At 63.5% G+C, this 23,065-nt stretch carries 19 protein-coding genes and 1 pseudogene; 5 read left to right on the top strand and 15 right to left on the bottom strand.

The window, feature by feature from the left end; all coding sequences use genetic code 11:
• Nucleotides 1-22 precede the first annotated feature (22 nt).
• Complete coding sequence (locus PSV05_RS04620) at nucleotides 23-985, bottom strand: isoaspartyl peptidase/L-asparaginase (protein ID WP_300062282.1); 963 nt, start codon at nucleotides 983-985, stop codon at nucleotides 23-25.
• A 468-nt stretch (nucleotides 986-1,453) separates the two neighbouring features.
• Nucleotides 1,454-1,774: pseudogene (locus PSV05_RS15075) on the bottom strand (Type 1 glutamine amidotransferase-like domain-containing protein); the annotation flags it as partial.
• A 290-nt stretch (nucleotides 1,775-2,064) separates the two neighbouring features.
• Between PSV05_RS15075 and PSV05_RS04610 the strand changes: the two are divergent.
• From PSV05_RS04610 to PSV05_RS04600, 3 genes are all read left to right on the top strand, one after another.
• Nucleotides 2,065-2,640, top strand: a complete 576-nt coding sequence (locus PSV05_RS04610) for a sigma-70 family RNA polymerase sigma factor (protein ID WP_345782235.1) — start codon at nucleotides 2,065-2,067, stop codon at nucleotides 2,638-2,640.
• Nucleotides 2,618-3,670 carry a FecR domain-containing protein gene (locus PSV05_RS04605; RefSeq protein WP_300062127.1) on the top strand — a complete coding sequence of 351 codons (1,053 nt, stop codon included), beginning with the start codon at nucleotides 2,618-2,620 and terminating at the stop codon, nucleotides 3,668-3,670. The genes PSV05_RS04610 and PSV05_RS04605 overlap by 23 nt, the downstream gene beginning before the upstream one ends.
• Nucleotides 3,671-3,777: 107 nt before the next feature.
• Nucleotides 3,778-6,870 (top strand): TonB-dependent receptor, encoded by a 3,093-nt coding sequence (locus tag PSV05_RS04600; RefSeq protein WP_300062124.1) that lies wholly within the window; start codon nucleotides 3,778-3,780, stop codon nucleotides 6,868-6,870.
• Between the two features lie 95 nt (nucleotides 6,871-6,965).
• Here the strand turns inward: PSV05_RS04600 and PSV05_RS04595 are convergent, their stop codons facing one another.
• Both PSV05_RS04595 and arfB read right to left on the bottom strand, forming a co-directional pair.
• A complete protein-coding gene (locus tag PSV05_RS04595; RefSeq protein WP_300062279.1) occupies nucleotides 6,966-7,532 on the bottom strand; it encodes a 1-acyl-sn-glycerol-3-phosphate acyltransferase in 567 nt (188 codons plus the stop codon).
• Nucleotides 7,533-7,585: 53 nt separating this feature from the next.
• On the bottom strand, nucleotides 7,586-8,011 hold the full coding sequence (gene arfB / locus PSV05_RS04590) for an alternative ribosome rescue aminoacyl-tRNA hydrolase ArfB (protein WP_300062121.1): 426 nt from the start codon (nucleotides 8,009-8,011) through the stop codon (nucleotides 7,586-7,588).
• 74 nt (nucleotides 8,012-8,085) lie between these two features.
• On the opposite strand from arfB, the gene PSV05_RS04585 reads away from it, so the two are divergent.
• Entirely contained in the window at nucleotides 8,086-8,607 is a 522-nt protein-coding gene (locus PSV05_RS04585; RefSeq protein ID WP_300062118.1) for a DUF2059 domain-containing protein, read from the top strand.
• A 6-nt stretch (nucleotides 8,608-8,613) separates the two neighbouring features.
• On the opposite strand, the gene PSV05_RS04580 is transcribed toward PSV05_RS04585, so the two are convergent.
• Nucleotides 8,614-9,324, bottom strand: a complete 711-nt coding sequence (locus PSV05_RS04580) for a pseudouridine synthase (protein ID WP_300062115.1) — start codon at nucleotides 9,322-9,324, stop codon at nucleotides 8,614-8,616.
• Between the two features lie 163 nt (nucleotides 9,325-9,487).
• Here PSV05_RS04580 and PSV05_RS04575 point away from each other — a divergent pair, with 163 nt between their 5' ends.
• The gene (locus tag PSV05_RS04575) at nucleotides 9,488-10,717 is read left to right on the top strand and encodes a sodium:proton antiporter (RefSeq protein WP_300062112.1); all 1,230 of its coding nucleotides are present in this window, start codon (nucleotides 9,488-9,490) and stop codon (nucleotides 10,715-10,717) included.
• A 24-nt stretch (nucleotides 10,718-10,741) separates the two neighbouring features.
• Here PSV05_RS04575 and ubiB read toward each other — a convergent pair whose 3' ends face one another.
• From ubiB to PSV05_RS04525, 10 genes are all read right to left on the bottom strand, one after another.
• A complete protein-coding gene (ubiB, locus tag PSV05_RS04570) occupies nucleotides 10,742-12,409 on the bottom strand; it encodes a ubiquinone biosynthesis regulatory protein kinase UbiB (protein WP_300062109.1) in 1,668 nt (555 codons plus the stop codon).
• Nucleotides 12,406-13,044 carry an SCP2 sterol-binding domain-containing protein gene (locus PSV05_RS04565; protein ID WP_300062106.1) on the bottom strand — a complete coding sequence of 213 codons (639 nt, stop codon included), beginning with the start codon at nucleotides 13,042-13,044 and terminating at the stop codon, nucleotides 12,406-12,408. The genes ubiB and PSV05_RS04565 overlap by 4 nt, the downstream gene beginning before the upstream one ends.
• 76 nt (nucleotides 13,045-13,120) lie before the next feature.
• Nucleotides 13,121-13,276, bottom strand: coding sequence for a DUF1328 domain-containing protein (locus PSV05_RS04560; RefSeq protein WP_300062103.1), 156 nt, complete (start codon nucleotides 13,274-13,276; stop codon nucleotides 13,121-13,123).
• 81 nt (nucleotides 13,277-13,357) lie between these two features.
• Nucleotides 13,358-14,350 carry a 2-alkyl-3-oxoalkanoate reductase gene (gene oleD, locus PSV05_RS04555; RefSeq protein WP_300062101.1) on the bottom strand — a complete coding sequence of 331 codons (993 nt, stop codon included), beginning with the start codon at nucleotides 14,348-14,350 and terminating at the stop codon, nucleotides 13,358-13,360.
• 133 nt (nucleotides 14,351-14,483) lie between these two features.
• Complete coding sequence (oleC, locus tag PSV05_RS04550) at nucleotides 14,484-16,133, bottom strand: olefin beta-lactone synthetase (RefSeq protein WP_300062098.1); 1,650 nt, start codon at nucleotides 16,131-16,133, stop codon at nucleotides 14,484-14,486.
• 40 nt (nucleotides 16,134-16,173) lie between these two features.
• Nucleotides 16,174-17,124, bottom strand: a complete 951-nt coding sequence (locus PSV05_RS04545; protein ID WP_300062095.1) for an alpha/beta fold hydrolase — start codon at nucleotides 17,122-17,124, stop codon at nucleotides 16,174-16,176.
• 136 nt (nucleotides 17,125-17,260) lie between these two features.
• Complete coding sequence (locus PSV05_RS04540; RefSeq protein WP_300062092.1) at nucleotides 17,261-18,430, bottom strand: Fic family protein; 1,170 nt, start codon at nucleotides 18,428-18,430, stop codon at nucleotides 17,261-17,263.
• Nucleotides 18,431-18,538: 108 nt separating this feature from the next.
• Complete coding sequence (locus PSV05_RS04535) at nucleotides 18,539-19,555, bottom strand: 3-oxoacyl-ACP synthase III (protein WP_300062090.1); 1,017 nt, start codon at nucleotides 19,553-19,555, stop codon at nucleotides 18,539-18,541.
• Nucleotides 19,556-19,645: 90 nt separating this feature from the next.
• Complete coding sequence (locus PSV05_RS04530) at nucleotides 19,646-19,963, bottom strand: DUF4156 domain-containing protein (RefSeq protein ID WP_300062087.1); 318 nt, start codon at nucleotides 19,961-19,963, stop codon at nucleotides 19,646-19,648.
• Nucleotides 19,964-20,068: 105 nt separating this feature from the next.
• Entirely contained in the window at nucleotides 20,069-22,906 is a 2,838-nt protein-coding gene (locus PSV05_RS04525; protein WP_300062084.1) for a pitrilysin family protein, read from the bottom strand.
• Between the last annotated feature and the right edge of the window lie 159 nt (nucleotides 22,907-23,065).

Genomic DNA, 23,065 nt, shown 5'->3' with positions numbered 1-23,065 from the left:
CCACGGTACGCCTGCCCAAGCCTTACTTCCCGGGCATCACCAACGCGTCAGTCTTGTAGATCGCCACGTGCGGCACGCCATCAGCGCCGATCCAGCCGCGGTACATGCCGCCGGTATTGAACGGGAATGCCACGCTGCCATCGGCACCGAGCGCGATTGCACCACCGTCACCGCCGGCCTTGGGGATGTCGACATTGATCACGCGATCGGCAGCCTTTGCCAGCGGCTCGCCGGCCAGGCGCACGCGCGCGCAGATCTCGTGCGCAGCGGCGTCGCGGATATAGAACTCGCCCCAGCCGGTGCCGGACACCGCGCAGCGTTTGTCGGCCCAGGTGCCAGCACCAATGATCGGCGAATCGCCCACGCGGCCATAGCGCTTGTTGGTCATGCCGCCGGTTGACGTGCCGCCAGCCAGGTTGCCCTGTGCGTCCAGCGCGAGCGCGCCAACGGTGCCGAAATAGGCCTTGCCCGGCAGCACCAGCGGCGTGTTGCTGGCCTGCGCCTGCGCCTCTTCCTTGAGCGCCTTCTGCAACTGCTGCCAGCGCTTCTCGACGCGGAAATACGAAGGATCTACCAGCTCGATGCCCTGCGACTTGGCGAAGATTTCCGCACCGTCGCCGACCATCATCACGTGCTCGGACTTGTCCATGATCGCGCGCGCCAACAGGATCGGGTTTTTCACCCGATGCAGGCCGGCCGCCGCGCCGGCCTTGCCGCTGGCGCCATCCATCAGCGAGGTATCCATCTCGTTGCGGCCGTCATGGGTGAACACCGCGCCGCGACCGGCGTTGAACTGCGGCGCGTCTTCCATCACGGTAATCGCGGCGGTTACTGCGTCCACCGCAGGCTTGCCCGCGGCCAGTTGTGCATGGCCTGCGCGCAGCGCGGCTTCCAGGACCTTGCGTGCAGCGACTTCCTCCTCCGCGGTCAGGTCGCCCGGCTCGACACCGGCACCGCCATGCATCACCAGCAGTGGTGTATCCATCGCCACCAGCACGCCATCGCGTACTGCGTAATGGCGTTCGGCGAGCGGCCGCTCGACGCGTCCATCGGGCAGGTGCAAGACCGAATCGACGCCGGCAATCACCGTGTCGACGCGGCCCAGGTTCATCGCTTCGTCTTCGCCCTGCTTCTGCGCAAACCCGCCATGCACCACGGTGGCGCCCGCGCCCGGCGCAGTCGCATACAGCTTGGCGGTGCCATCGCCGGAAACTGCCACTGCAGCATCTTCGTCCACGCCCAGGCCCAACAGTGGGTGGCCAGCCATTGTTTCGGCCTTGGCGACGAAGCTGATCAAGCGGCCAAGCCGCCCACGCTCACTGAAGTGGGTATCGGTCAGCACGCCCTTGAGCGATGCCAGATGCAGGAAGTCGGTTTCGATCGTGTTGCCGCTGCCCAGCGGATCCTCCAATCCGCGCGGACTGGTCTGGCTGCCGCCGTCCATCGCGCCGTAGAGGTAGTCACCCAGCATCGCCAGGCCGGCGCTGGTGCCGCCTAACGGCTTGCCAGCAAGCACATGCTCGTCAAGCGCCTTGGCCACCGGCGTGCCACGCCAATAACGCACGTAGCGCGACTGGTCACCGCCGGCGATGAAAATGCCGTCCGCGTGCGTGAGCGCAGCGATGATTTTCGGATCGTTGGCTTCGTCGCGATCATTGAACACAAAGGTCTCGACCGAGGCAATTCCGCCCACGTCCTTGTAGAACTCTTCGCCGATCTCGCCCGCCTGCGATGCACGCAACACGACGATGTGGCCATTGCCGGCATGGTTCATGAACCAGTGCATCGCATCCATGTTGTGGTCGCCACCGCCCATCAGCAGCAAGCCTGGCTGCACCTTGCCGGGCGTCTTCGCCGTAGTGTCGCCGAGCACGTAATGGCCGTAGTCCGCCGCAAAGGCGGGCAGCGCCGGCGCAAGCGCCAGCAGCGCAGAGAGCAGCATCGAACAACCCACGCGTCGCATGATCATCGATCGTTCTTCCTCAAGTGGCAGTCCACGGTAGTAGACGAACGGCGGTGTGATTTCCCCCGTTGGCAATCCAGATCATGCGCTATGGTGCCGGCATGCAGGCCGAGCTTGATCGCTGGTTCACCGAGGAAATCCTCATCCACGAGGATGCGCTGCTGCGTTATTTGCATCGCACCTGGCGGCACCGCGACGAGATCCATGACTTGCGCCAGGAACTCTATGTGCGCATCTACGAGGCCGCGGGCAAGGCATTTCCGACCCAGCCCAAGGCATTCCTGTTTGCCAGTGCACGCCACCTGATGGCCGACCGGATCCGCCGCAATCGGGTGGTGTCGATCGAGCCGATGGGTGATTTCGAGCCTTCGCACGTCTTGGTAGATGACGTGACGCCCGAACGCTGGTGCGGCGGTCGGCAAGCGCTGTCGCGGCTGGCCGGCGCCTTCGACCAGTTGCCGGATCGCTGCCGCGAAGTGGTCTGGCTGCGCCGTGTAGAAGATTTGTCGCAAAAGGAAGTGGCCGTGCGCCTGGGCATCAGCGAGAAAACCGTGGAAAAGCACATTGCCAAGGGCATGCGCCTGCTCGCCGACGCCCTGTACAGCGGCGACGAAGCATCGCGCCCGGTGCGCATGATCCGCAGGCAAGTTGACGATGAACAGCAACAGGCCGACTGACTCGCCAGCCGGGCGCAGCCTGGACATCGAACACGCCGCATCGCGCTGGCTGGCACAGCGCGATGGCGATGCCTGGTCCGATGCCCATGCAGGCGCGCTCGACGCATGGCTGCAGGTCGATACCGCACACCGCGTGGCCTTCCTGCGCCTGCAGGCTGCGTGGAACGAGAGTGGCCGCTTGCAGGCGCTCGGCGCTGGCCTGCGCGGCGACGGGCCGCCGCCGCGTGGCAGCTGGCACACGTCGCCATTTAACGGCAGACAAGCCGCGCCTTCGGCTGCCGCATACAAGCCAGCCAACCGCATGCGCATTGCCGGGTTCGCCATGGTCGCGACCTGCGTCTTGCTCGCGGGCTTGGGCTGGCGTGCCTACCAGCATGTCGATGTGGCGTCGTATCAGACCGCAATGGGCGAGATCCGGACGCAGCCGTTGGCCGATGGCTCACGCACAACGCTGGCCAGCGATAGCGCGGTCGAGATCCGCCTGTCGCACGGCGAACGCGATGTCACGCTGCTCCGTGGCGAGGCGATCTTCGCGGTCGCCAAGGATCCGGGTCGGCCGTTCGTGGTGTCGACCAACGGCCATCGCGTGATCGCGGTGGGTACCCGGTTCTCGGTGCGCCGCGACGGCGAAGACCTGCGGGTGGTAGTCACCGAAGGCACGGTACGCCTGGAATCCGAGCCGGATGACGGCAGTCCGGGGCCTTCCGCCTTGCTGCCAGCCGGCAGCGTGGCACTGGTGCGTGATGGCAACGTACTGGTGCGCAGCCTGCCATTGGCCGACGTCGAACGCATGCTCGGCTGGCGCGACGGGCTGCTGGCCTTCCGCGACACGCCGCTGGCGGAGGCCGCCAGCGAGTTCAACCGCTACAACGTGCGCAAGTTGGCGATGGGCGATGCCGAAGCCGGTGCATTGCGCATCGGCGGCAGCTTCCGCTGGGACAACGAGGAAGGTTTCGTACGCCTGCTGGAACAGGGTTTCCCGGTTCGCGCCGAATACGCCGCCGACCAGATCGTCCTGCATTCGCGATAATCCCGTACCTGATGTCTTGAAATGATCGTGCGGGTGGTGGGGATTTCGCCAGTCTGTTCGTCCTGATAGCAGGAAGCGCCACTTGGCCGGCGCATTGGGGAACCCGCTTGAAATCGTCCCGTAGCTTGCGCGTACTGCTGTTGTCCTTGGCCTGTTCTGTGGCACTGGCCGCGCAGGCGCAATCGGCAAGCATCCAAATCGATATCCCCGCCGGCGATCTGGCCTCCGCGCTGGATGCCTACGCCCAGCAATCCGGCGCCCAACTGGTCTATCGCGCCGATCAGCTCAAGGGTGCTCGCAACGCCGCCGTGCATGGCCAGCTACCTGCGCAGGCCGGGCTGGACCAATTGCTGAAAGGCAGCGGCTTCCGTGCCCAGCGCGATGCCTCGGGTGCGGTATTGATCGTGCCGCAACCTTCGACTCCGCCAGTCGCACCGTCGCCAGCTCCACGCCGTGCAGCTGCCACGCAGACGCAGCAGGCTGCCGCAGATGCACCGGTCACCAATCTGGATACCGTGCAAGTCACCGGCTCGCGCATTCCGCGCGCACAGGCGGAGGGACCGGCTCCGATCACGATAGTGACCGCCGAACAAATCCAGGCCGCCGGCCTCACCTCCGTGCCTGACCTGCTGCATTCCCTTAGCCAGAACAGCGGCAGCGTGCAGGGCCAGCAGAACACCACCAGCGCCCAGTCCACGCCTGGCGCACAGGCGGTCGACCTGCGTGGCCTTGGTCCCAACCACACACTGGTACTGATCAACGGCCGCCGCGTCGCCGACTTCCCGCTGCCGCTCAACAGCCGCAGCAACTTCACCGATATCGGCAATATCCCGCTGGGGATGATCGACCGGGTCGAAATCCTCACCGGCAGTGCGTCGGCGGTCTATGGCTCCGACGCCATGGCCGGCGTGATCAACTTCATCCTCAAGAAATCCACCGACGGCACCACGATTGACTATCGATATGGCGATACCAGCCGCGGTGGTGGCGAATCCCACAACCTGACCCTGACCACTGGTTTTGATCGCGGCGGTTTCACCGGCATCATGGGTCTGGAGTTGATCGACAAGCGTCCGCTGTGGGGCTACCAGCGCAGCATCCAGGACTCGACCCTGGACGCCCCGACCACGCGTCGACGCCTGCCCCGCCTGACTGCCCAGCTCTATGACTGGGACGACGACGTCAACATCGCACCGGCTGATAACTGCAATGCCATGGCGGGGCTGAACGAAGGCACGACCGTGCTGGCCGATGATCGCTACGGCGAACCCTACTGTGGAAGCGATCGCGCCATCGCCTACCGCACGATCCAGAACCAGCGCAAAGGTGCGAATGCCTATGGCTCATTCGAATACCGCATCTCCGACAAACTGTCCTGGTTTGCGGATGTGCAACTCGGTTGGCAGGAGGTCAAGCTGCTGACCGGCACCAACGGCAACGACGTGGCGAGCGATCACATGGGTTGGGAGTTCCACGACCCCAACTCGACCAACAACTACCGCAACAAGATGTTTTACAACGCCAATACCGGTCACTACGAGATCTGGTCGCGGCAATTCACGCCCGAGGAAATCGACGGACTGAAGAACCGCATGAACGTCACCACCGAAAAGACGCTGGCGGTGACCACCGGCCTGAAGGGCTACTTCGGTGAAAACTGGGACTGGGAGGCGAGCTACAACCATTCCCAGTACAACGCCGACGTCGGCATGCCACGCATCAAGGCGGCCGCTGCAAACCAGCTGTTCCTGGGCAACCGCCTGGGCTATGACGCTGATGGCTACGCGATCTATGCCCCGGATCCGACGCGCCTGTTCAAGCCGCTGACACCGACCGAATTCGCATCGATTGCTGCCATGTCCACGTTCCGCCCAAAGTCCGATAACGACAACCTCAGCCTCACCTTCAACACCCAGTCACTGTTCGCGATGCCAGCCGGTGATGTTGGCTTTGCCGGCGCGATCGAATGGGGCACCCAGTCCTATCGCATCAACCCCGACCCACTTGCCCTGACCGAAGATGCCTATGTCGGTCCGCGCTATGGCGATGGCAGCGGTAGCCGCGATCACTGGAGCGCCGCAGGCGAATTGCGCATGCCGCTGCTGGCGTCCCTGCAGGCCAGCCTGGCCGGCCGTTACGACCGCTACAGCTACGGCAACAAGAATCCCGGCAAGTTCACCTACAGCATGGGCCTGGAATGGCGTCCGCTCGACACCTTGCTGGTGCGCGGCTCCTACGGCACCGGCTTCCGGGCGCCCGACATGCACTACCTGTTCGCAGGCGCCGACTACTATCGCACCCGCTACGCCACCGACTACTACCAATGCCGGACTGCGGAACCGGGTGCCACCGACGCTTATTGCTACGACGATGGCAGCTACGACGTCTCCACCTTCGACGTCTACAACGGCAACATGAACCTGGACGTGGAGACCAGCAAATCGTTCACCACAGGCTTTGTCTGGTCGCCTTCCGCCAATTTCGACATGGCGGTGGACTATTACGATATCCGCGTGATGAACCAGGTGCAGACACAGAGCCGCGAATTGCTGCGGCTCACCGAAGCCAATTGCCGCCTCGGCATGACCGACACGGGTGCTCCGGTCGATGCCAACTCGCCCACCTGCATCGATGCGCGGGCCCGCGTCATCCGCGACGGCAACGGTGACATCACCAGCGTGCACTTCGCACCCATCAATATTGCGCAGGAACAAACCTCGGGCATTGACGTCACTGCCAACTACCGCCTGGAAACCGCACGTGCTGGCGATTTCCGCTTTACCGGCAACTACAACTGGGCGCGCAGCCATACCCGCAAGCAATTTCCGGGCGACCCGACGGAAAACATGCTGGATGTCAGTTTCAGCGACACCACCCTGCCGCGCACCAAATCCAATGTCGGCGTGAGCTGGGACAAGAATGCCTGGGGTGCCAGCCTGTTCGGCAGCTATCTCGGCCGCGTTGCCAACTACAACAACGATGCCTGGACGCAGGCCACCTGGCGTTTCAACGCCGGTGCACGCTACGACGTTACCGACCACTTCCGGGTCTCGCTGACGGTCAACAACCTGCTCGACAAAATGCCGCCAAAGGATCCGACGTGGGCGAACTACCCGTACTACGACACCTCCTGGTTCGACAGCTTCGGACGCAGCTATTACCTGCAGTTCACCTACAAGTTCGGTGGCAAGCCGCTGTAACTGCCGCGCCATTGCTCACGAAAACGCAAAATAAACCCCGGCTTGCCGGGGTTTTTTGTTTTCATGTACCTGTATCAAGCGGCTGCCCACAGCGCTCAGTCCTTGGGCTGCACCACGTCGTGGTTACGGCCCTTGAATGGCTTGTACCAACGCTGGATGCGCGCGATGTCCTCGTGCATGTTGGTGGTCAACTGGAACGGCGGGCCAATGCCAAGGGTTTTGGTCGCGTAGTCGAAGTACGCCGGCACCACGGGCACGCCGGCCGCGCGGGCGATATGCCAGAACCCCGGTTTCCAGCGCTCCACCAATTTGCGGGTGCCTTCAGGGGCAATCGTGAACCACATCCGGTCGGCCTTGCGGATTGCCATTGCCGCCTGCTCGACCACGCCATGCGCGGCGTTGCGGTTCACCCCGATCACGCCCTGCCATGTCGCCAACTGCCCAATCAGCGGCGTCCTGATAAGTGCGTCCTTACCCAGAATCGACAGCTTGGCGCCCATGCCCAGCTTGACCGCGAAGCCCCACAAGCCATCCCAATTGGACGAATGCGGCGCCGCAATCAGCACGAATTTCGGCAAGTCGGGGAATTCACCGGCCATGCGCCAGCCGCCCAGCCGCAGGATCGTACGCCCGATCCATTCCACCAGGCGGTTGCGTGGCATCCGCGGTGCGCTTGGCGGCAACGCCAGCACCACGTCCTTGCGCTGTTCGCTGTTCAGTCCCAATCCCGTCCCCCGCGATCCTGTCCGCGCCCCAGCTTGATCGTCGCACGTCCGCGTTTTTCGCCCAACCTCCGTTCCTTCGATCCACGCGAAGGCTTGGTGGGGATGCGCGTCTTCGGCACGTGCAGGCCGGCTTCGATGAAATGCGCCAGGCGCACGCGGGCATCCTCGCGGTTGCGTTCCTGGGTACGGAAGCGCTGCGCATTGATCACGAACACGCCCTCCAGTGTCATGCGTCGGTCGCGCCGGGCCAGCAGGCGCGCGCGCACGTCGTCCGGTATTGAAGGCGATGCCGCCACATCAAAACGCAACTCGACCGCGGTGGCGACCTTGTTGACGTTTTGCCCACCGGGACCCGACGCGCGCACGAAGCGTTCGATCAGTTCGTCATCGTCGATGTCCAGGCGCCCGGCTTGCATGCGCTGATTGTATAGGCGGGTTGCGCATGGCCGCCGGGATTGCGAGGATGCGCCACTTTCCCCTGGAGCCTGCCATGCGCCTTTCCGGACTTACCCTCGCCGCGGTCCTTGCCTTCGCCTGTACGCCGGCACTTGCCGACAATCCCGTCACCACAACCGCATCCACGCAGGCCTCCAGCGCCGACATCGACCGCCTGCTGCAGGTCATGGACATGCAGACCATGATGGCCGGGATGATGAAGCAGATGTCCGATGCGCAGCGGACGATGGTGGTCGATTCCTTCGGCAAGGACGCCTCCGACGACCAGCGCACGCGCATGCAGGCCGTGCTCGACAAGACCAATACCATCGTCCAGCAGGAGCTCTCGTGGAGAACGCTCGAACCGGTGATGCGCAAGGTCTATGCGCAGGTTTTCAGCAAGGCCGAAGTGACCGCGATGATCACGTTCTATTCCAGCCCGGAGGGCGCTTCGATCCTGAAAAAATCGCCGCAGATAATGGGCCTGACCATGCATGAAATGCAGCCGCTGATGGTGTCCACGATGGAAAAGGTGAAGGCGGCGATCACTGAGGAAATCGCGGCGCCCAAGAAATAATTTCGATCACGGCACCGATCTGTCGAACAGATCCAGCGCCTTGCCGAATTCCGTATCAGTCAACGGCGCCTCGATGCCCATCGCGACGCTGGACTGTGGATGCACGAAGCCAAGCCGCTGCGCATGCAGCAGCATGCGATGGATGCCGAGCATCCGGAACTGCCGGTTGTGGCGGCCATCGCCATGGCTGGTGTCGCCAATCAGGTGATGCGACAGGTGCTTGAGGTGGCGGCGTATCTGGCGGAAGCGGCCGGTGATCGGGCTGGCACGCAACAGCGCATAGCGTGAGGTCTCAAAGCCCGCCGATGGCATCGCCAGCTCGCAGCTGGCGAGCACTTCGAACGCAGTCTGCGCCGGCTTCTTCAAGGGCTTTCCGGGGCCGCCATCCAGTGGATGATCGACTGTGAAACGCGGCTCCGCAGGCCAGCCGCGGCACACTGCGAGGTAATCTTTTTCGATACCGCCGGCCATCACTGCCTTGCCCAGCATGGAGGCGGTGTCGCGATCGAATGCCAGCAACAAGCAACCCGAGGTGGCCCGATCCAGGCGATGTATCAGGAAGATGGGTTTGCCGAACTGCTCACGCAGGCGATCGGCGGCGAAGTCGGTTTCGCCGCGCGCCAGCGCACTGTCGTGCACCATCAGACCCGCCGGCTTGTCGACCACGGCCAGCCAATCGTCGCGATACAGGACGGGCAATTTCGTTGACGTGGTCATGCGTTTATCATGCGATTGGTAACAGGCATTGTCGGTTCAATACCAGGCCGCGGCCAGCACGTGCGGTCTAGAATGCCTACTTCTGCGTCCACATGGCTTGTCGTGCCCTGCGGCACGGCGCAACGTGCAAGCAGCTGCGACGCACGCAATGGGGTAACGACACATGTTCGAAATAGCAGTGGCTTGCCTGGTCATCACGGCATTGCTGGCGTATGTGAATGCACGCTTCGTCGGCCTGCCCACCACCATTGGCGTGATGGCGGTGGCGATGTTGCTGTCGCTTGCGCTGATCGGACTGGACCGGCTCGGCTTCGGCGCGTTGCGCGAGTACGAAACCAGCCTGCTGCGCTCCATCGATTTTTCCGAAGTGCTGATGCAGGGCATGCTGTCGATGCTGCTGTTTGCAGGTGCGCTGCATGTGGACCTGAGCCGCCTGCGTCGCTTCCGATGGCAGATCGGCCTGCTGGCCGTGGTCGGCACCGGGCTGTCCACCGTGATCGTCGGCTACGGCCTGCACTGGGTGCTGCCACTGCTTGGGCTTGGCATGCCGCTGGCGTATTGCCTGGTATTCGGCGCGCTGATTTCGCCGACAGATCCGGTCGCGGTGATGGGCATCCTGAAGTCAGCCGGTATCAACGAGGAAACCGGGATGGTGGTCGCCGGCGAATCGCTGTTCAACGATGGCGTCGGCGTGGTGCTGTTTTCGCTGTTGTTGGGAATCGCCGTGAGTGAGCAGACGCCGTCGTTCGCCGAAGGCGCGATGACGCTGGTGCATGAAGCCGGCGGCGGCATCGTGCTTGGCGCGGTGCTGGGCGGCCTGCTGTTCACCCTGCTGCGCAGCATCAACAACTACCAGGTTGAAGTGTTGCTGACCCTGGCTGCGGTGCTGGGCGGATACGAACTTGCCAGCCACCTGCATGTGTCCGGCCCGCTGGCGATGGTGGTGGCCGGCGTGATCATCGGCAACCACGGCCGCAAGCTGGCAATGTCGGATACCACCCGCCGGCACGTCGATCTGTTTTGGGAATTGCTGGACGAGATCCTCAACGCCGTGCTGTTCGTGCTGCTGGGTCTGGAAATTGTGGTGATCGCCTATCCGCACAATGGAATGTTGGCGGCGGTCGCGGTGGTTGCGCTCACATTGCTGGCCCGACTGCTGACCGTTGGCCTGCCGATGGCCAGCTTCAAGCGCTGGTTCGGCTTGCCCAACGATGCCTGGTTGATCCTGACCTGGAGCGGCCTGCGCGGCGGCATCTCGGTGGCGCTGGCACTATCCCTGCCTGCTGGCCCGTATCGCGACCTGATCCTGGCCCTGACCTATGCGGTGGTGGTGTTCTCGATCCTGGTGCAGGGTCTGACGGTCAAGCCACTGGTGAAGGCGGTACGTTCCTGACGTCTTGCCCACGGTGCTGCAGTCCTAACGTCGCGGCCACGCCGCAAGCAGCGCCCACAGGCCACCAAGTCCGGCAATCCATGCGGCGGCCGGGATCGCCCACACACGTGGACCGCCGGCATCCAGGCCGAACAGCACGGCTGCAACCACCAGCAGGCCGGTGCCCAGAATTGCCGCGACCATGCGCTTCTGGCCATCACGGGCAACGCGTGCGAGCTCGGCCAGGTCGTGCGAGCGCATGCGTAGTTCGTGCTTTCCTTCGACTTGCTGCTGCAGCCAGGCATGCAGCAGGCGCGGTACTTCCGGCGCACGCGTAATCATTTCCGGCAGGCGCTTGCGGAATTCGCTGGCCAGCCGCTGCGGGCTGTAGCGGTCGGCCAAAATCTGTTCCAGCACAGGTTTCGCTACAGCCCAAATATCGATCTTCGGATCCAGCTGGCGGCCCACGCCTTCGATGTTGAGCAGGGTCTTCTGCAACAGGATCAATTGAGGCTGCAAGGTCAGCTCATAGCGCTGCGCAGTGCGGAACAGTTTCACCAGCACTTCGGCCAGCGAGATTTCCGACAGCGGGCGAGTGAAGTACGGCTCGCAGACCGCGCGCGTGGCCGCTTCCAGCTCGTCGATGCGGATCGTCGCCGGCATCCAGCCAGCCTGCACATGCAGCTCGGCGATGCGGCGGTAGTCGCGGTTGAAGATCGCCATGAAATTCTCGGCGAGGTAGTACTGATCCTCGCTCGACAGCTGGCCCATGATCCCGAAATCCAGCGCGATGAAACGCGGGTTTTCCTTGCGCGTGGCATCCACCCAGATGTTGCCGGCGTGCGCATCGGCGTGGAAGAAATTGTCGCGGAACACCTGCTGGTAGAACAGGCGCACACCCTTGGCGGCAAGCGCCTTGCGGTCGATGCCGGCAGCGTCCAGCGCGACGATGTCGTCGCTGGGGATGCCATACACGCGCTCCATGGTCATCACGCGTTCGGCAGTATGCGTCCACACCACTTCCGGGACGTAGAGATCCGGCGAGTTCAACCAATTACGCCGCAGCAGCGAGGCATTGGCGGCTTCCCGCTGCAGGTCGAGTTCGCCCGACAGGGTCGCTTCGATTTCCGCAACAATTTCGCGTGGACGGATCTTGTCAGCGGCCGGATGGGTGCGTTCGACAATACCGGCGATGCGATGCAGTAGCGCCACATCGGCGGCGATCTGGCGGCGGATGCCGGGGCGCAGCACCTTGACCACCACGTCGCGCGGTCCGCTGCCGTCACCCGGATGCATCGTGGCTGCATGCACCTGCGCGATCGAAGCCGACGCCAATGGCGTGGTGTCAAAACTCGCGTAGGCCTCTTCGATGCTGCGCTCCAGCGCAAGCTCGACCATCTCGCGCGCTTTCAAGCCATCGAACGGTGCAACGCGATCCTGCAACATCGTCAATTCGACCGCGACATCTGGCGGGATCAGGTCGCGGCGGGTCGACAGGATCTGGCCAAATTTGACGAAGATCGGCCCGAGTTCCTGCAACGCCATGCGCAAGCGTGCGCCGCGCGACAGCGACGCGACTTCCTTCGACGCCCGCGGCACGAAAGGTCGCGCCAGTTTCAGCCAGCGGCCAGCCGGGGTGTCATCCAACAGGTTGTCCAGCCGATAGCGCAGCAGTACGCGACCGATGCGCCAGGCGCGCAGCAAGGAGCTCATGCGCTTTCTCCGCGCTCACGTTGCACACGCGCGATCTTCGCGGCGATCCGTTCGACGTCGTCGCGCAAGGCATCGACATCGTCATGGAACGCATCGAGTTCGGCGCGCGGGACCACGTCGCGGCTTTCTTCGGTCACGAATTCGGCGGCGGTTTCGGCAAGATTCCGACCGGCCACCTGCGCATGTTTCAGCGCACCCGCGATCGCCTTGGCGATCTGCACGCCGGCGATATCGCCGAACACCTTGGTGAACGGCAGTTGCCAATCGGGATCGAAATTCTGCGCGAGCTGTTGCAGGCGCTGCGCAAGTTCGGCGTCGCCTTCTATTCGCAGCTTGCCGACCGGTGGTGCATCGTTGCGACGGAACATGGGCAATTGCCCAAGCAGGCCAGAAAGTGAGGTGCGTACGCCGAGGTCGGGCTCATTCGCGGCATCGACCGGACCTACGCGCAACATGTCGCCATCAACGCGAATTTCCAGCGCCAACGGCGGCGCGCTCAATTGCAATGCGACGCGTTGGCCATCCAGTGGCCGCAATGCTGCACGCGTGTCCGCGTCAAGCGCCAGCGCGCGGTTCAACGCGACTTCAAGCGCCATGCCGGCGGGATGCTTCCAGTTGAAGGGCGATGGATTCATGCGCGCATTGTAGGGCGGGTCTCGACCCGCCATCGTAATGCCGCATGCATACAGTCTTGGCTAGGGCAGTACAGGCTCAGGCTTTCTTGCGCAGGAACGCCACAACCGCGAGGATCAGGAAGACCACGAACAGAATTTTGGCGAAGCCGGCTGCAGCACCGGCAATGCCGCCAAATCCCAGCACGGCAGCGATAATGGCGATGACGAGAAATACGAGGGCGTAATGCAGCATGGAAGGCTCCGCAGGATCACGCCGGAGTGGCGCGGCGAATAGACTGCCCGCGCGCGCATCACGGGCGGGTGATGATCGCGCTCAGGCTGCCAGTGATACCCGTAGTCGTTCCAGACCTTCGGCCACGCTGACTTTGGGCACGTAGCCGAAGTCGCGCCGGGCAGGCTCCATCGAATACCAGTGGGTGGTGGCCAGCTGTTCGGCCAGGAAACGCGTCATCGGCGGCTCGCCCTTCAACGGCAACACATGCCACAGGCCTTCGCAGATCACGCCGACTGCATAGGCAGCGCCGAACGGGATCGTCTTGTCGACCAACGGCGCGCCAGCAACCTGCAGCAGGCCATTGACCAATTCATGCATCGGTTGCGGCTCACCGTTGCTGATGAAGTAGGCGCGTCCCGCGCAGGCCGCACCCGGTGCGAGATGCTCGAACGCATCGAAATGTGCTTGCGCGGCATTGTCGATATAGGTGCTGTCAACCGTGTTATTGCCGTCACCGACGAAACGCAGGCGGCCTGCATTCGCGCGGTCGACCAGCCGCGGCAGGATGTTGTTGTCACCCGGTCCCCAGATCAGCCGCGGACGCAGCGCAACAGTCGCTAATGTCGCATCGTTGGCGGCGAGAACTGCCTTTTCAGCAATCATCTTGGTGGTCGCATACGGCGCCTTGAAGCCTTCGCCGTAGGGCACGGATTCGGCTGTGCCACCTTCGACCGGATTGGTCGCGCGATGGGTGACGCTCGGCGTGGAGGTATAAACCAGCTTGCCGATGGCATGCGCGCGGCAGGCATCGAGCACATTCCGGGTGCCGATCACGTTGGTGCGGTGGTAACTGGCGTAGCTGCCCCACGCACCTGCCTTGGCCGCGTTGTGGAACACCGCATCGGCACCCGCGAACGCCGCAAGCACTACATCGTGATCAGCCAGGTCACCGGCGATCTGGCACACGCCGAGTGCATCCAGCACGGGATAATGACTGCGGTTGAAACTGGTGACGTCATGCCCGCGTTCGACCAAGCCGCGGCAGAGTGCCTGGCCCAAGAATCCACCACCGCCTGTGACGAGAATTTTCATTGTTCCCGTTCCGAACCATCCATGGTGCAACGATCCGACCGGTCATCCACGACCGGCGCTCGGCGCAGCACACGCGCCCTGGAGGCGCGCGTAAGCGCTGCTTCTCGCCCACCACTGCCGATGACGAGGATTCTCATACGATGTCCTTCAACTGCTTCGCCGCCCATGCAGCAATCACCTCGCGGCTGATCTTGGCGTTGTGGCGGATGTCGACCGGGAACGGCTTCGGGTAGTGCAGGAAGATGTCGATGCGTACGGTATGCGGGAACAGCTTGCCGATGGCGCGTAGCTCGTCGTGCCGTTCGCGGCGCACGCGCCCGATTCCCGGCTTGAGTTCGTAGCACAGCACCGCGTGTTGCGCGCCTTTCGGACCGATGCCGACCAGTGCGCTGCGGGCAATCGCCGGATGCGTATTGAACACCGGCTCGACTTGTTCGGTGCACATGGTGGTGATGGCATCCACCACCACGCGCTGCGTCTTGCGCCCGCAGAACCACAACAGGCCTTCGCTGTCGAAATAACCCAGGTCACCCATGCGATGCACGATGCGTTCGCTGCCATCGAGCAGCGCTTCGCGGATCTTCGCAAGCTTGGTGGCGGCATCGCGATTGAAGTAGCTATCTGTAGCACTGGGACCGGCAACGGTGATCTCGCCAACCTGGCCAACGCCAACTTGCAGCGCATCGTCCCAGTACTCAATCGCCTTGTCGTCGATGCGGATGATGCGCACCGCATTGCCAGCCACCGGCCGGCCGACACAAGTACCGGCGCCGTGTTCGGTGCGCGTGCGCAGTGACAATAATTCGCGGCCTTCGATCACCGCGACCGGCAGGCACTCAGTCGCGCCGTAGGGCGTCCAGAATTGCGCGTTGACCGGCAGCAGTTCGAGCATCCGCGCGACCACGTCCGCAGGCACCGGTGCACCGGCACTTGTGACACGTCGCAAGGTCGGCAACGCCTCGCCATGTTCTGCCAGCACGCGCATCAATGCCGGCGAACCGAACAGCTGGTTCACGCCGAAGCGCGTGATCGCCGCGTGCAGTTTGCGTGGATCGGCCTTGGCCGGCCGGGTCGGGTCCATATCGGGAATGATTGAGGTCAGCCCCAACGCGGGATCGAACAAGGCGAACGGCGGAAACGTCGGCAGGTCGATCCCGCCGGGCTGGATGCCGAATGCATCGCCCAGCATCGCGATCTGGGCGACAAAATGTCGATGCCGGTAGACCACGCCCTTGGGCACGCCGGTGCTGCCACTGGTGAACAGGATCGCGGCGACATCGTCCGGCTGCGTCTCCGCAAGTTGCGGGCCGGCATCGCCACCATCGCGCTCGATGTCGGCGAGCGTGGCATCGGCCAGCCAGGCGCGCGCACCGGTAGTGATTCGTGTTCGCGCCGACTTCGCCCAGCACAGCAAGGCCTTGGCCAGGAGTGCCAATGGAATGCCGATGAAGGCCTCGGGCGCGGCTTCGTCCAGGCATTGCTTCAACGCGCGCTTGTCGATGCCGGGATCGACCAGTATCGGTATGGCGCCGGCCTTGAACAGCGCGAACATCAGCAGGAAGAATTCCGGCGTGGGCCGCACCATCACCACCGTGCGGGTGCCGCGAACGATCCCGCGTTTGGCCAGCCCTGCGGCGATCGCATCGCTGCGCGCATCCAGCTGGCCGTAGGTCAGTTCGACCTCGTAGCGACCATTCCGGCCCGGGCAACGCATCGCTACCTGGTCGGGGCGTTCGCGGGCCAATTTCGGTAATGCGTCGGCAATATTGCAGGTGTCGGTCATACCGATATTCTCCCCCGGCGGCGACTTCATTGTGGCGGCTTCAAAGTGGATTGGCGTCGAGAGGGTGTCTATCCAAGAACGTCCGGATCATCGGCACCAGCACCTCATGCTTGTCTTCCAGCACATAGTGATTGGCATCGGCGAATGCATGCACCTCGGCATTCGGCAACGCTTTGCTGAAGCCGTCGAGGAAATGCCGATCAAACACGAAATCGCGCAGGCCCCAACCGATGAACGCCGGGCGATCCGCGTAACTCGGCAACTGCCGTGCAGCAGCTTCCACCAATGGCCATGCGCGATCACCTTCATCCAGCGGAATGTCCTGCATGAAGCGAAGCGTGCTGATCGCCTGCTTCCAACCGTCGTACACGCCGGCATACGCCGCGCGCACATCGCGCGGCAATGAGCGCGTGGTACCCATCCACGCCGCGCCGCGTGCGAACAGGTTGAAACGGCGGATCAGCCAGCCGCCAAGCCGCGAGTGTCGGCCCATCGCAATGCGTTTCGGAAACCGCTTGGACGCGGGCAACGGGAAACTCGACGTATTGGTGATGATCAACCGGCGCACGCGCGTGGGATCGCGCAACGCCCAGCCGAAGCCGACCATGCCACCCCAATCATGCACCGCCAGCGTCACCGGGCCGGTGATGCCCAGATGGGTGAGTAGCGCATCGAGATCATCGATCCGGGATTGCAGCGTGTAGTCGTAGTGCGGCGACGCGCTCGCCGAGTCGTCGGGCTTGTCCGACAGGCCCATGCCGACGTGGTCGGGCACGATGCAACGGTATGCCTTGCCAAGAGCAGGGTCGGACAGCCCCGTGACCAAGTGCCGCCAGTAGAAGCTCCACGATGGATTGCCGTGCAACATGACGATGATTTCGCCATCGCGCGGACCTTCGTCCAGGTACGACATCGCGATGCCGGGACGCACATCGAAGTGCTGCGGGGTGAAGGGGTAGTCGGGGAATTGCGCTGAGTTCTGGGTTTTCATCGTGTATCTGACAAGTGATTGAGTGCTTGGTGCACGACTTTTTTTTGATCGCACCAGCTGGGCAGTTGCAGGTAAGCGGGATGTTGGATGCAGCCAGCGATTCGTGCATCAATGACCGCGCGCATGCGATCGATACTCACAGCGGCTGCGCGCCTTCGCTGAGGATGGCCAAGTATTCGCTATAGGCAAACACGCGGTGGCGGCGCTGGCCGGTCAGTTCGTTGACGATTTCCATGGCTTCCAAGGTGCGGATTGCGCTGCGGATAGTCGGCGCACTCAATGCCAGGTGTGGTTGCACCTGCGGCACGCCAAGCAGCACACGGCGCGCGAATTGCTCGAACACCAGCCCGACATTGCCAGCGCGCGTGCCGAGCGCGGCGATGCGGGCGCGGTCGCGTGTCAGCAAGGCCAGTAGTCGCTGCACGGCATCCACCGCCTGCTGCGCGGTATCTGCGACCCCGTCGAGGAAGAACCCCAGCCAGGCTTCCCAGTCGCCATGCACGCGCACGCCATTGAGCATGTCGTAATAGTCGGCGCGGCGGCGCTTGAAGTACAAGCTGAGATACAGGCTGGGCTCGCGCAGCACGCCTTCGTTGCACAAGATCAGCGCGATCAGCAGGCGGCCAAGACGGCCGTTGCCGTCGCTGAAGGGATGGATGGTCTCGAACTGGACGTGCGCGAGCGCCGCCTTGATCAACGGCGACGTGTCCGTTGCCGGAACATGCAGAAAACGTTCGAAGTCGGCGAGCGCTTCATCAAGCGATTCCGGCGGCGGCGGAACGAAATGCGCCAGTGCGGGCGTCGCCCCACCGATCCAGACTTGCCCCTTGCGGAACTCCCCCGGCTGCTTGCCAGCACCACGGCCACCGCGCAGCAGCAGTGCGTGCATCTCGCGGATCAGGCGCAATGAGAGTGGGAAGTTGTCCTCGCGCAGACGCTTGAGGCCATGGTTCAACGCAGCGACGTAATTGGACACTTCCTCGACATCGTCAATCGGCACGCCGGGCGCTTCGTCCAGCTCGAACAACAGCAAGTCGGACAGCGAGGATTGGGTGCCCTCGATCTGGGAGGACAGCAGGGCTTCCTTGCGCACGTACTGATACAGGAACAGCTCGGGGTCGGGCAGCATCAAGGTGATGCCGTCGAGTCGGCCCAGCGCTTGGTCGGCGCGTTCCTTGCGGGCGATCAGATCGCTCCTGGACAGCTCCAGCGGTGGCTGCGGCGGCAGCGGATCCGGCACGAATGCCTGATACCGGCTGCCCGCAAGTGAGCCTGGAACGTAATGGCCGGTGCTGCGTGACAGCATCTTGCTTTCCTTACGCGGGTTTGGCAGACCCGAAGGGAAAGATTTGTAGCAGTATTTTTCTTAAATAACCAGATTTATGGCTATAAGGAAATTTTTTCCCAACCAGTGCTACCAGACCACTTCCGCCATTGAACAGTTCAGGCCGGAGCCAATACCCAAGAGGGCAATACGGTCGCCTTTCTTCAGACGGCCCATTTCGCGCAACTTTGACAACACGATCGGTACCGATGCCGGCCCGATGTTGCCATATTCGCCGAAAATAGTCAGGATTTTGCGCGGATCTATGCCGATCGCCTTGGCAAAGGCGGCGGTATGCACCTGGCTGACTTGGTGGATGACGAATTCGTCCATTTCCTCGACTGCCCAGCCCAGTGCCAGCTTGGCGGCGGCGAAGGTCTTCTCGGCCAGCTTGACGCCTTCGATCAGCAGCATGCGGGTGTCGGTGACCATGCGGTCCAGGTTGCCGCGGCAGAGATGGTTCCACTGGGTAGCGGCGCGGGTCACGCCACCGCGGTAACGCGGGGCGCCCGGGGCCAGCTCGGCGCGGGCCATGACCATGCCGGCGGCGCCGGAACCCAAGGTCAGGGTGGCCAGCTCGCTGCGAAACTGCTCTTCAGTGATGTCGTCCGCCAGCATGCGGGCGAGAGTCTTGTCGTAGGCCAGGTCGGCAGTTTCGCCATCCACGATCAAGGCGTACTCGATTTCACCGCGCTCGATCATCCGCGCAGCGATGTCCATGCCGTTGATGAAGGCCAGGCAGGCATTGGCGACGTCGAAGTTCTGGCACGTGTCCGGCATCTGCAGGTTGCCGCTGACAATGCTGGCGGTGGACGGCTCCAGGTAATCGCGGCTGACCGAGGTCGAGACCAGCAGGCCCACGCGGGCCGGGTCGATGCCGGCATCGGCCAGCGCCTTTACGCCAGCCAGGGTGGCGGCGTCGGACGCCTGCACGCCTTCTTCCCACAAGTGCCGGGCGTGGATGCCGGCGATGTCCCCGAGCACGTCGGTACGGATACCGAGGCGGTCCAGGGTGGGCTTCAGACGGGCGTTGATTTCATCTGAGCTGAGCCGACGCGGGGCGTCGACGTGGGCAAGACCGGCAATGGCGACATGTTGGAACAGCATGAGGCGGGCAATCCAGACACAGGAACTGGGCAGAATAACTGCTTACGTCCGCTGGCGCTCGTGCGCCCGGTCAATGGTTACCAGCCGGATTCAGCTTCCGCAATGCCACATCGCCCAGCGCTGCTCGCCGTCATTGGGCCGGGTCAACGAGCTGATGCTATCAGCGGAAAGCCCGGGGGCCTCGTTGCGCGCCAGGGTTTCCAGCTCATCGCGGACCTGGGATTCACTCCGCTCATAAGGTCCAAGCCGGTCCTTGACCGACACCTCGACCTCGCCGCGCTTCACGCAGCCAGTAGGCGCGGCGGCCAGCACCTTCACTTTGCTGGCGCCCGGCGCCATGTGCACGAAAGTGCAGCCGGGTGACCCAACCAGCAGGACCGCGGCGGCGAAAACAGGCAACAGGCGCATCGGAACCCCCTTAGATAAAGAAAACGCACCGGATTGTCGCTCGGTGCGTCTTAATGGTTGCCGTCATCACGCCGCTAATGGCGGCGATGGGCGGCAATCAGCGGCTTACTTCTTGACGTTGCCGTCGGCGTCGATCACCTGCACCGGGCCCAGCTTCAGCGCGCGAATCGGTTGCTCGATCTTGGACACATCGCCCACGATCACCCAGGTCAGTGCCTTCGGGTCGAGGGTCTTGGCTGCGGCATCCACCTGTGCCGTGGTCATGCCTTCGATCTCCGCCTTGCGCTGGAACACGTAGTTGTCTGGACGGTCATACAGCACGTTGCTGGCAATCGTGCCCATCACCGAAGCCGCAGTCTCGTAGGCACCCGGCAGGCTCAGGGTCAGGATCTTCTGCATGCGCTGCAGCTCATCCGCGGTGGCGCCCTGCTTGCCGCTGGTGTACGCGTCGAGCTCGCGCTTGATCTCGGCCACCGACTCGCCGGTCTTGTCGATTTGTACCGGCGCACTGACCCGCCAGATGCGCTGGCCAACCGCGCCGCCGGCACCGCTGCGGGCGCCGTACGACCAGTGCTTGTCCTCGCGCAGGTTCATGTTCAGGCGCGCGGTGAAGTCGCCACCGATCACCATGTTGGCCATGTCGAACACGGTGGCGCTGGCATCCTTGCTCGACGGCACGAGTTCGGCGGCAAAGATATTCGCCTGCACCCCGCCCGGCTGGTCGATCAGGAACACGCGCGGGCTGGTCTTGCCGGCGACTTCAGGGATTGTCGTCGCCGTCGCCGCCGCCGCGGTGGCCTTCCAATCGCCGAAATGCTTGTTCAGCACCGGCACGATGTCCGCAAGGGTGGTGTCACCGACCACCACCAGGGTGGCGCCCTGCGGCTGGATCGCCTGGTCCTGGAACGCGACCAACTCCTTGCGGGTCAGCTTGGCGATGGAAACTTCGGTGCCGGTTCCGCTCATCGGGGTGGCATACGGATGGCCAGCGCCGTACAACAGGCCAGGCAGCACGCGCGAGGCCATGCCGTTGGGCTGCGCCTTTTCCTGCTTGATGCCGGCGATCCACTGACCCTTGACCCGATCAATGTCGTTCTGCTCGAAGCGCGGCTTGCGCAGCATGTCTGCGAACAGCGCCACCGACGGGTCGAGATTTTCGCGAAGTGCGGATAGGTAGGCGCTGCTGTTGTCCAGCGAGGCACCGGCGCCGAGGTTGGCACCCAGCGATTCGGCACGGTCGGCGAACGCGAGTGCGTCCAGGTTGCCCGCGCCTTCGTCCATCAGCGAGCTGCTGAAACTGGCGATGCCCTGCTTGCCGGCGGGGTCTGCTGCATAGCCGCCCTGGAACTGGTAGCTCATCTGCACCACCGGGATGTCATGGCGCTCGGCCAGGATCACCTGGGTGCCGTTGGTCAGGGTGGCGCGCTGCAGGCTGGGGAATATGAGGTCGGGAAAGCTCGTCGTAACCGGCACGCCCTTGCTGCGGTCCACGTCGCTGGCGACCGTCTTGTACTTGGAATCCACCGCCGGCAACTTGAACAGCGGTGGGGTGCCAGCCGGGTCTTCGGCGACTTCAACACGCTTGCCCGGGTTCACCACCAAGGTGTGGCTGCCCTTGCCCGCGCCCAGCCAGGTATTGCCGGTGGCGCGCAGGTTGGCGGCGGTGACATCGTCCAGGGTCTTCAGGCTGTCGCGGAAACAGCCCGGATTTCCGGTATAGGTTGCGCACTCGGCCAGCGCATCGGCCTTGCCGCCGAACCCGCCGATACGCTCCACGCCACGGATCCAGCCGGCCATGATCACCGTGCGGGCGCGGTCGACTTCATCCTGGGTCGGGCCATCCTTGAGCAGCTTCTTCAGCTCTTCATCAATAATCGCCTCGACCTTGGCCACGTCCACGCCCTGCTTGACGTCGGCGGTGATCAGGAAGTTCGAGCCCAGCTGCGAGCCATAGGCGCCGCTGCCGACGCTGTCGACCAGCTTGTCCTGATGCACCAGGCGCTTGTCCAGGCGCGAAGACTTGCCGCCGCCCAGGATTCGCGCGAATACCTGCAGGCGGTCGAGGTCGGCATGGCCGAATTCGGCCACGTTCCACATCCGGTAGATGCGCGACTGCGGCACGCTGTCGATCATCTCGGCGCGGGTGTCGGTGGTGTGCGCAGCAACATCAATCTTCGGCTGGGCCATGCTCGGGCTGGCCGGGATATCGCCGAAATACTCGGTGGCCTTGGCCTTGGCAGTGGCCAGGTCGATGTCGCCGGCCAGTACCAGCACCGCATTGTTCGGGCCGTACCAGCTGCGGAACCAGTTCTTGACGTCGTCGAGCTTGGCCGCGTTCAGATCGTTCATCGAGCCAATGGTGCTGTGGTGGTACGGATGCCCAACCGGATACATGGCCTTGCCCAGCGCGTCCCAGACCTGGCCGTAGGGCTGGTTCTGGCCCTGCCGCTTCTCGTTCTGGACCACGCCGCGCTGCTCGTCCAGGGTCTTCTGGTCGATCGCGCCAAGCAGGTGGCCCATGCGGTCGGACTCCATCCACAGCGCCATGTCCAGCGCGGTGGTCGGCACATTTTCGAAATAATTGGTGCGGTCGGAATTGGTGGTGCCGTTCTGGCCGGTCACGCCGACCTGCTTGAACGGGGCGAAATATTCGCCCGGATGGTTTTCCGAACCGTTGAACATCAGGTGCTCGAACAGGTGTGCGAAGCCGCTGCGTCCGCTGGGTTCGTCCTTGCTACCGACGTGGTACCAGATGTTGACCGCCACGATCGGAGCCTTGCGGTCGGTATGCACGATCACGGTCAGCCCGTTGGGCAGGGTAAACGTGTCATAGGCGATGTCGACGACCGGCGCATTGGCGGCAATCGCCGCGGGTGCGACAACGGAGCCGGCCAGTGCGGTGGTCAGGGCAAGGGCAAGGACAGCAGGACGGAACACAGGCATGCAGGACTCCAGATCAGACAGCAAAGACTGGAGATACTAACCCCCGTGCCAATTCGGAGCATTTCGTTGAAGCCATTCCGGGAGTTCCGCGGAACTCCCGCAACCTTCATTCCGGAATGAAACAACCGGGGCCAATGGCTGGCCCCGGCTCGTGCGATA

Source organism: Thermomonas sp. (genome assembly GCF_029945965.1).
In the GTDB taxonomy this organism is placed as follows: Bacteria; Pseudomonadota; Gammaproteobacteria; order Xanthomonadales; family Xanthomonadaceae; genus Thermomonas.
The sequence above is the reverse complement of the archived record's forward strand: the minus strand, read 5'-3'. Positions and strand labels throughout refer to the sequence as shown.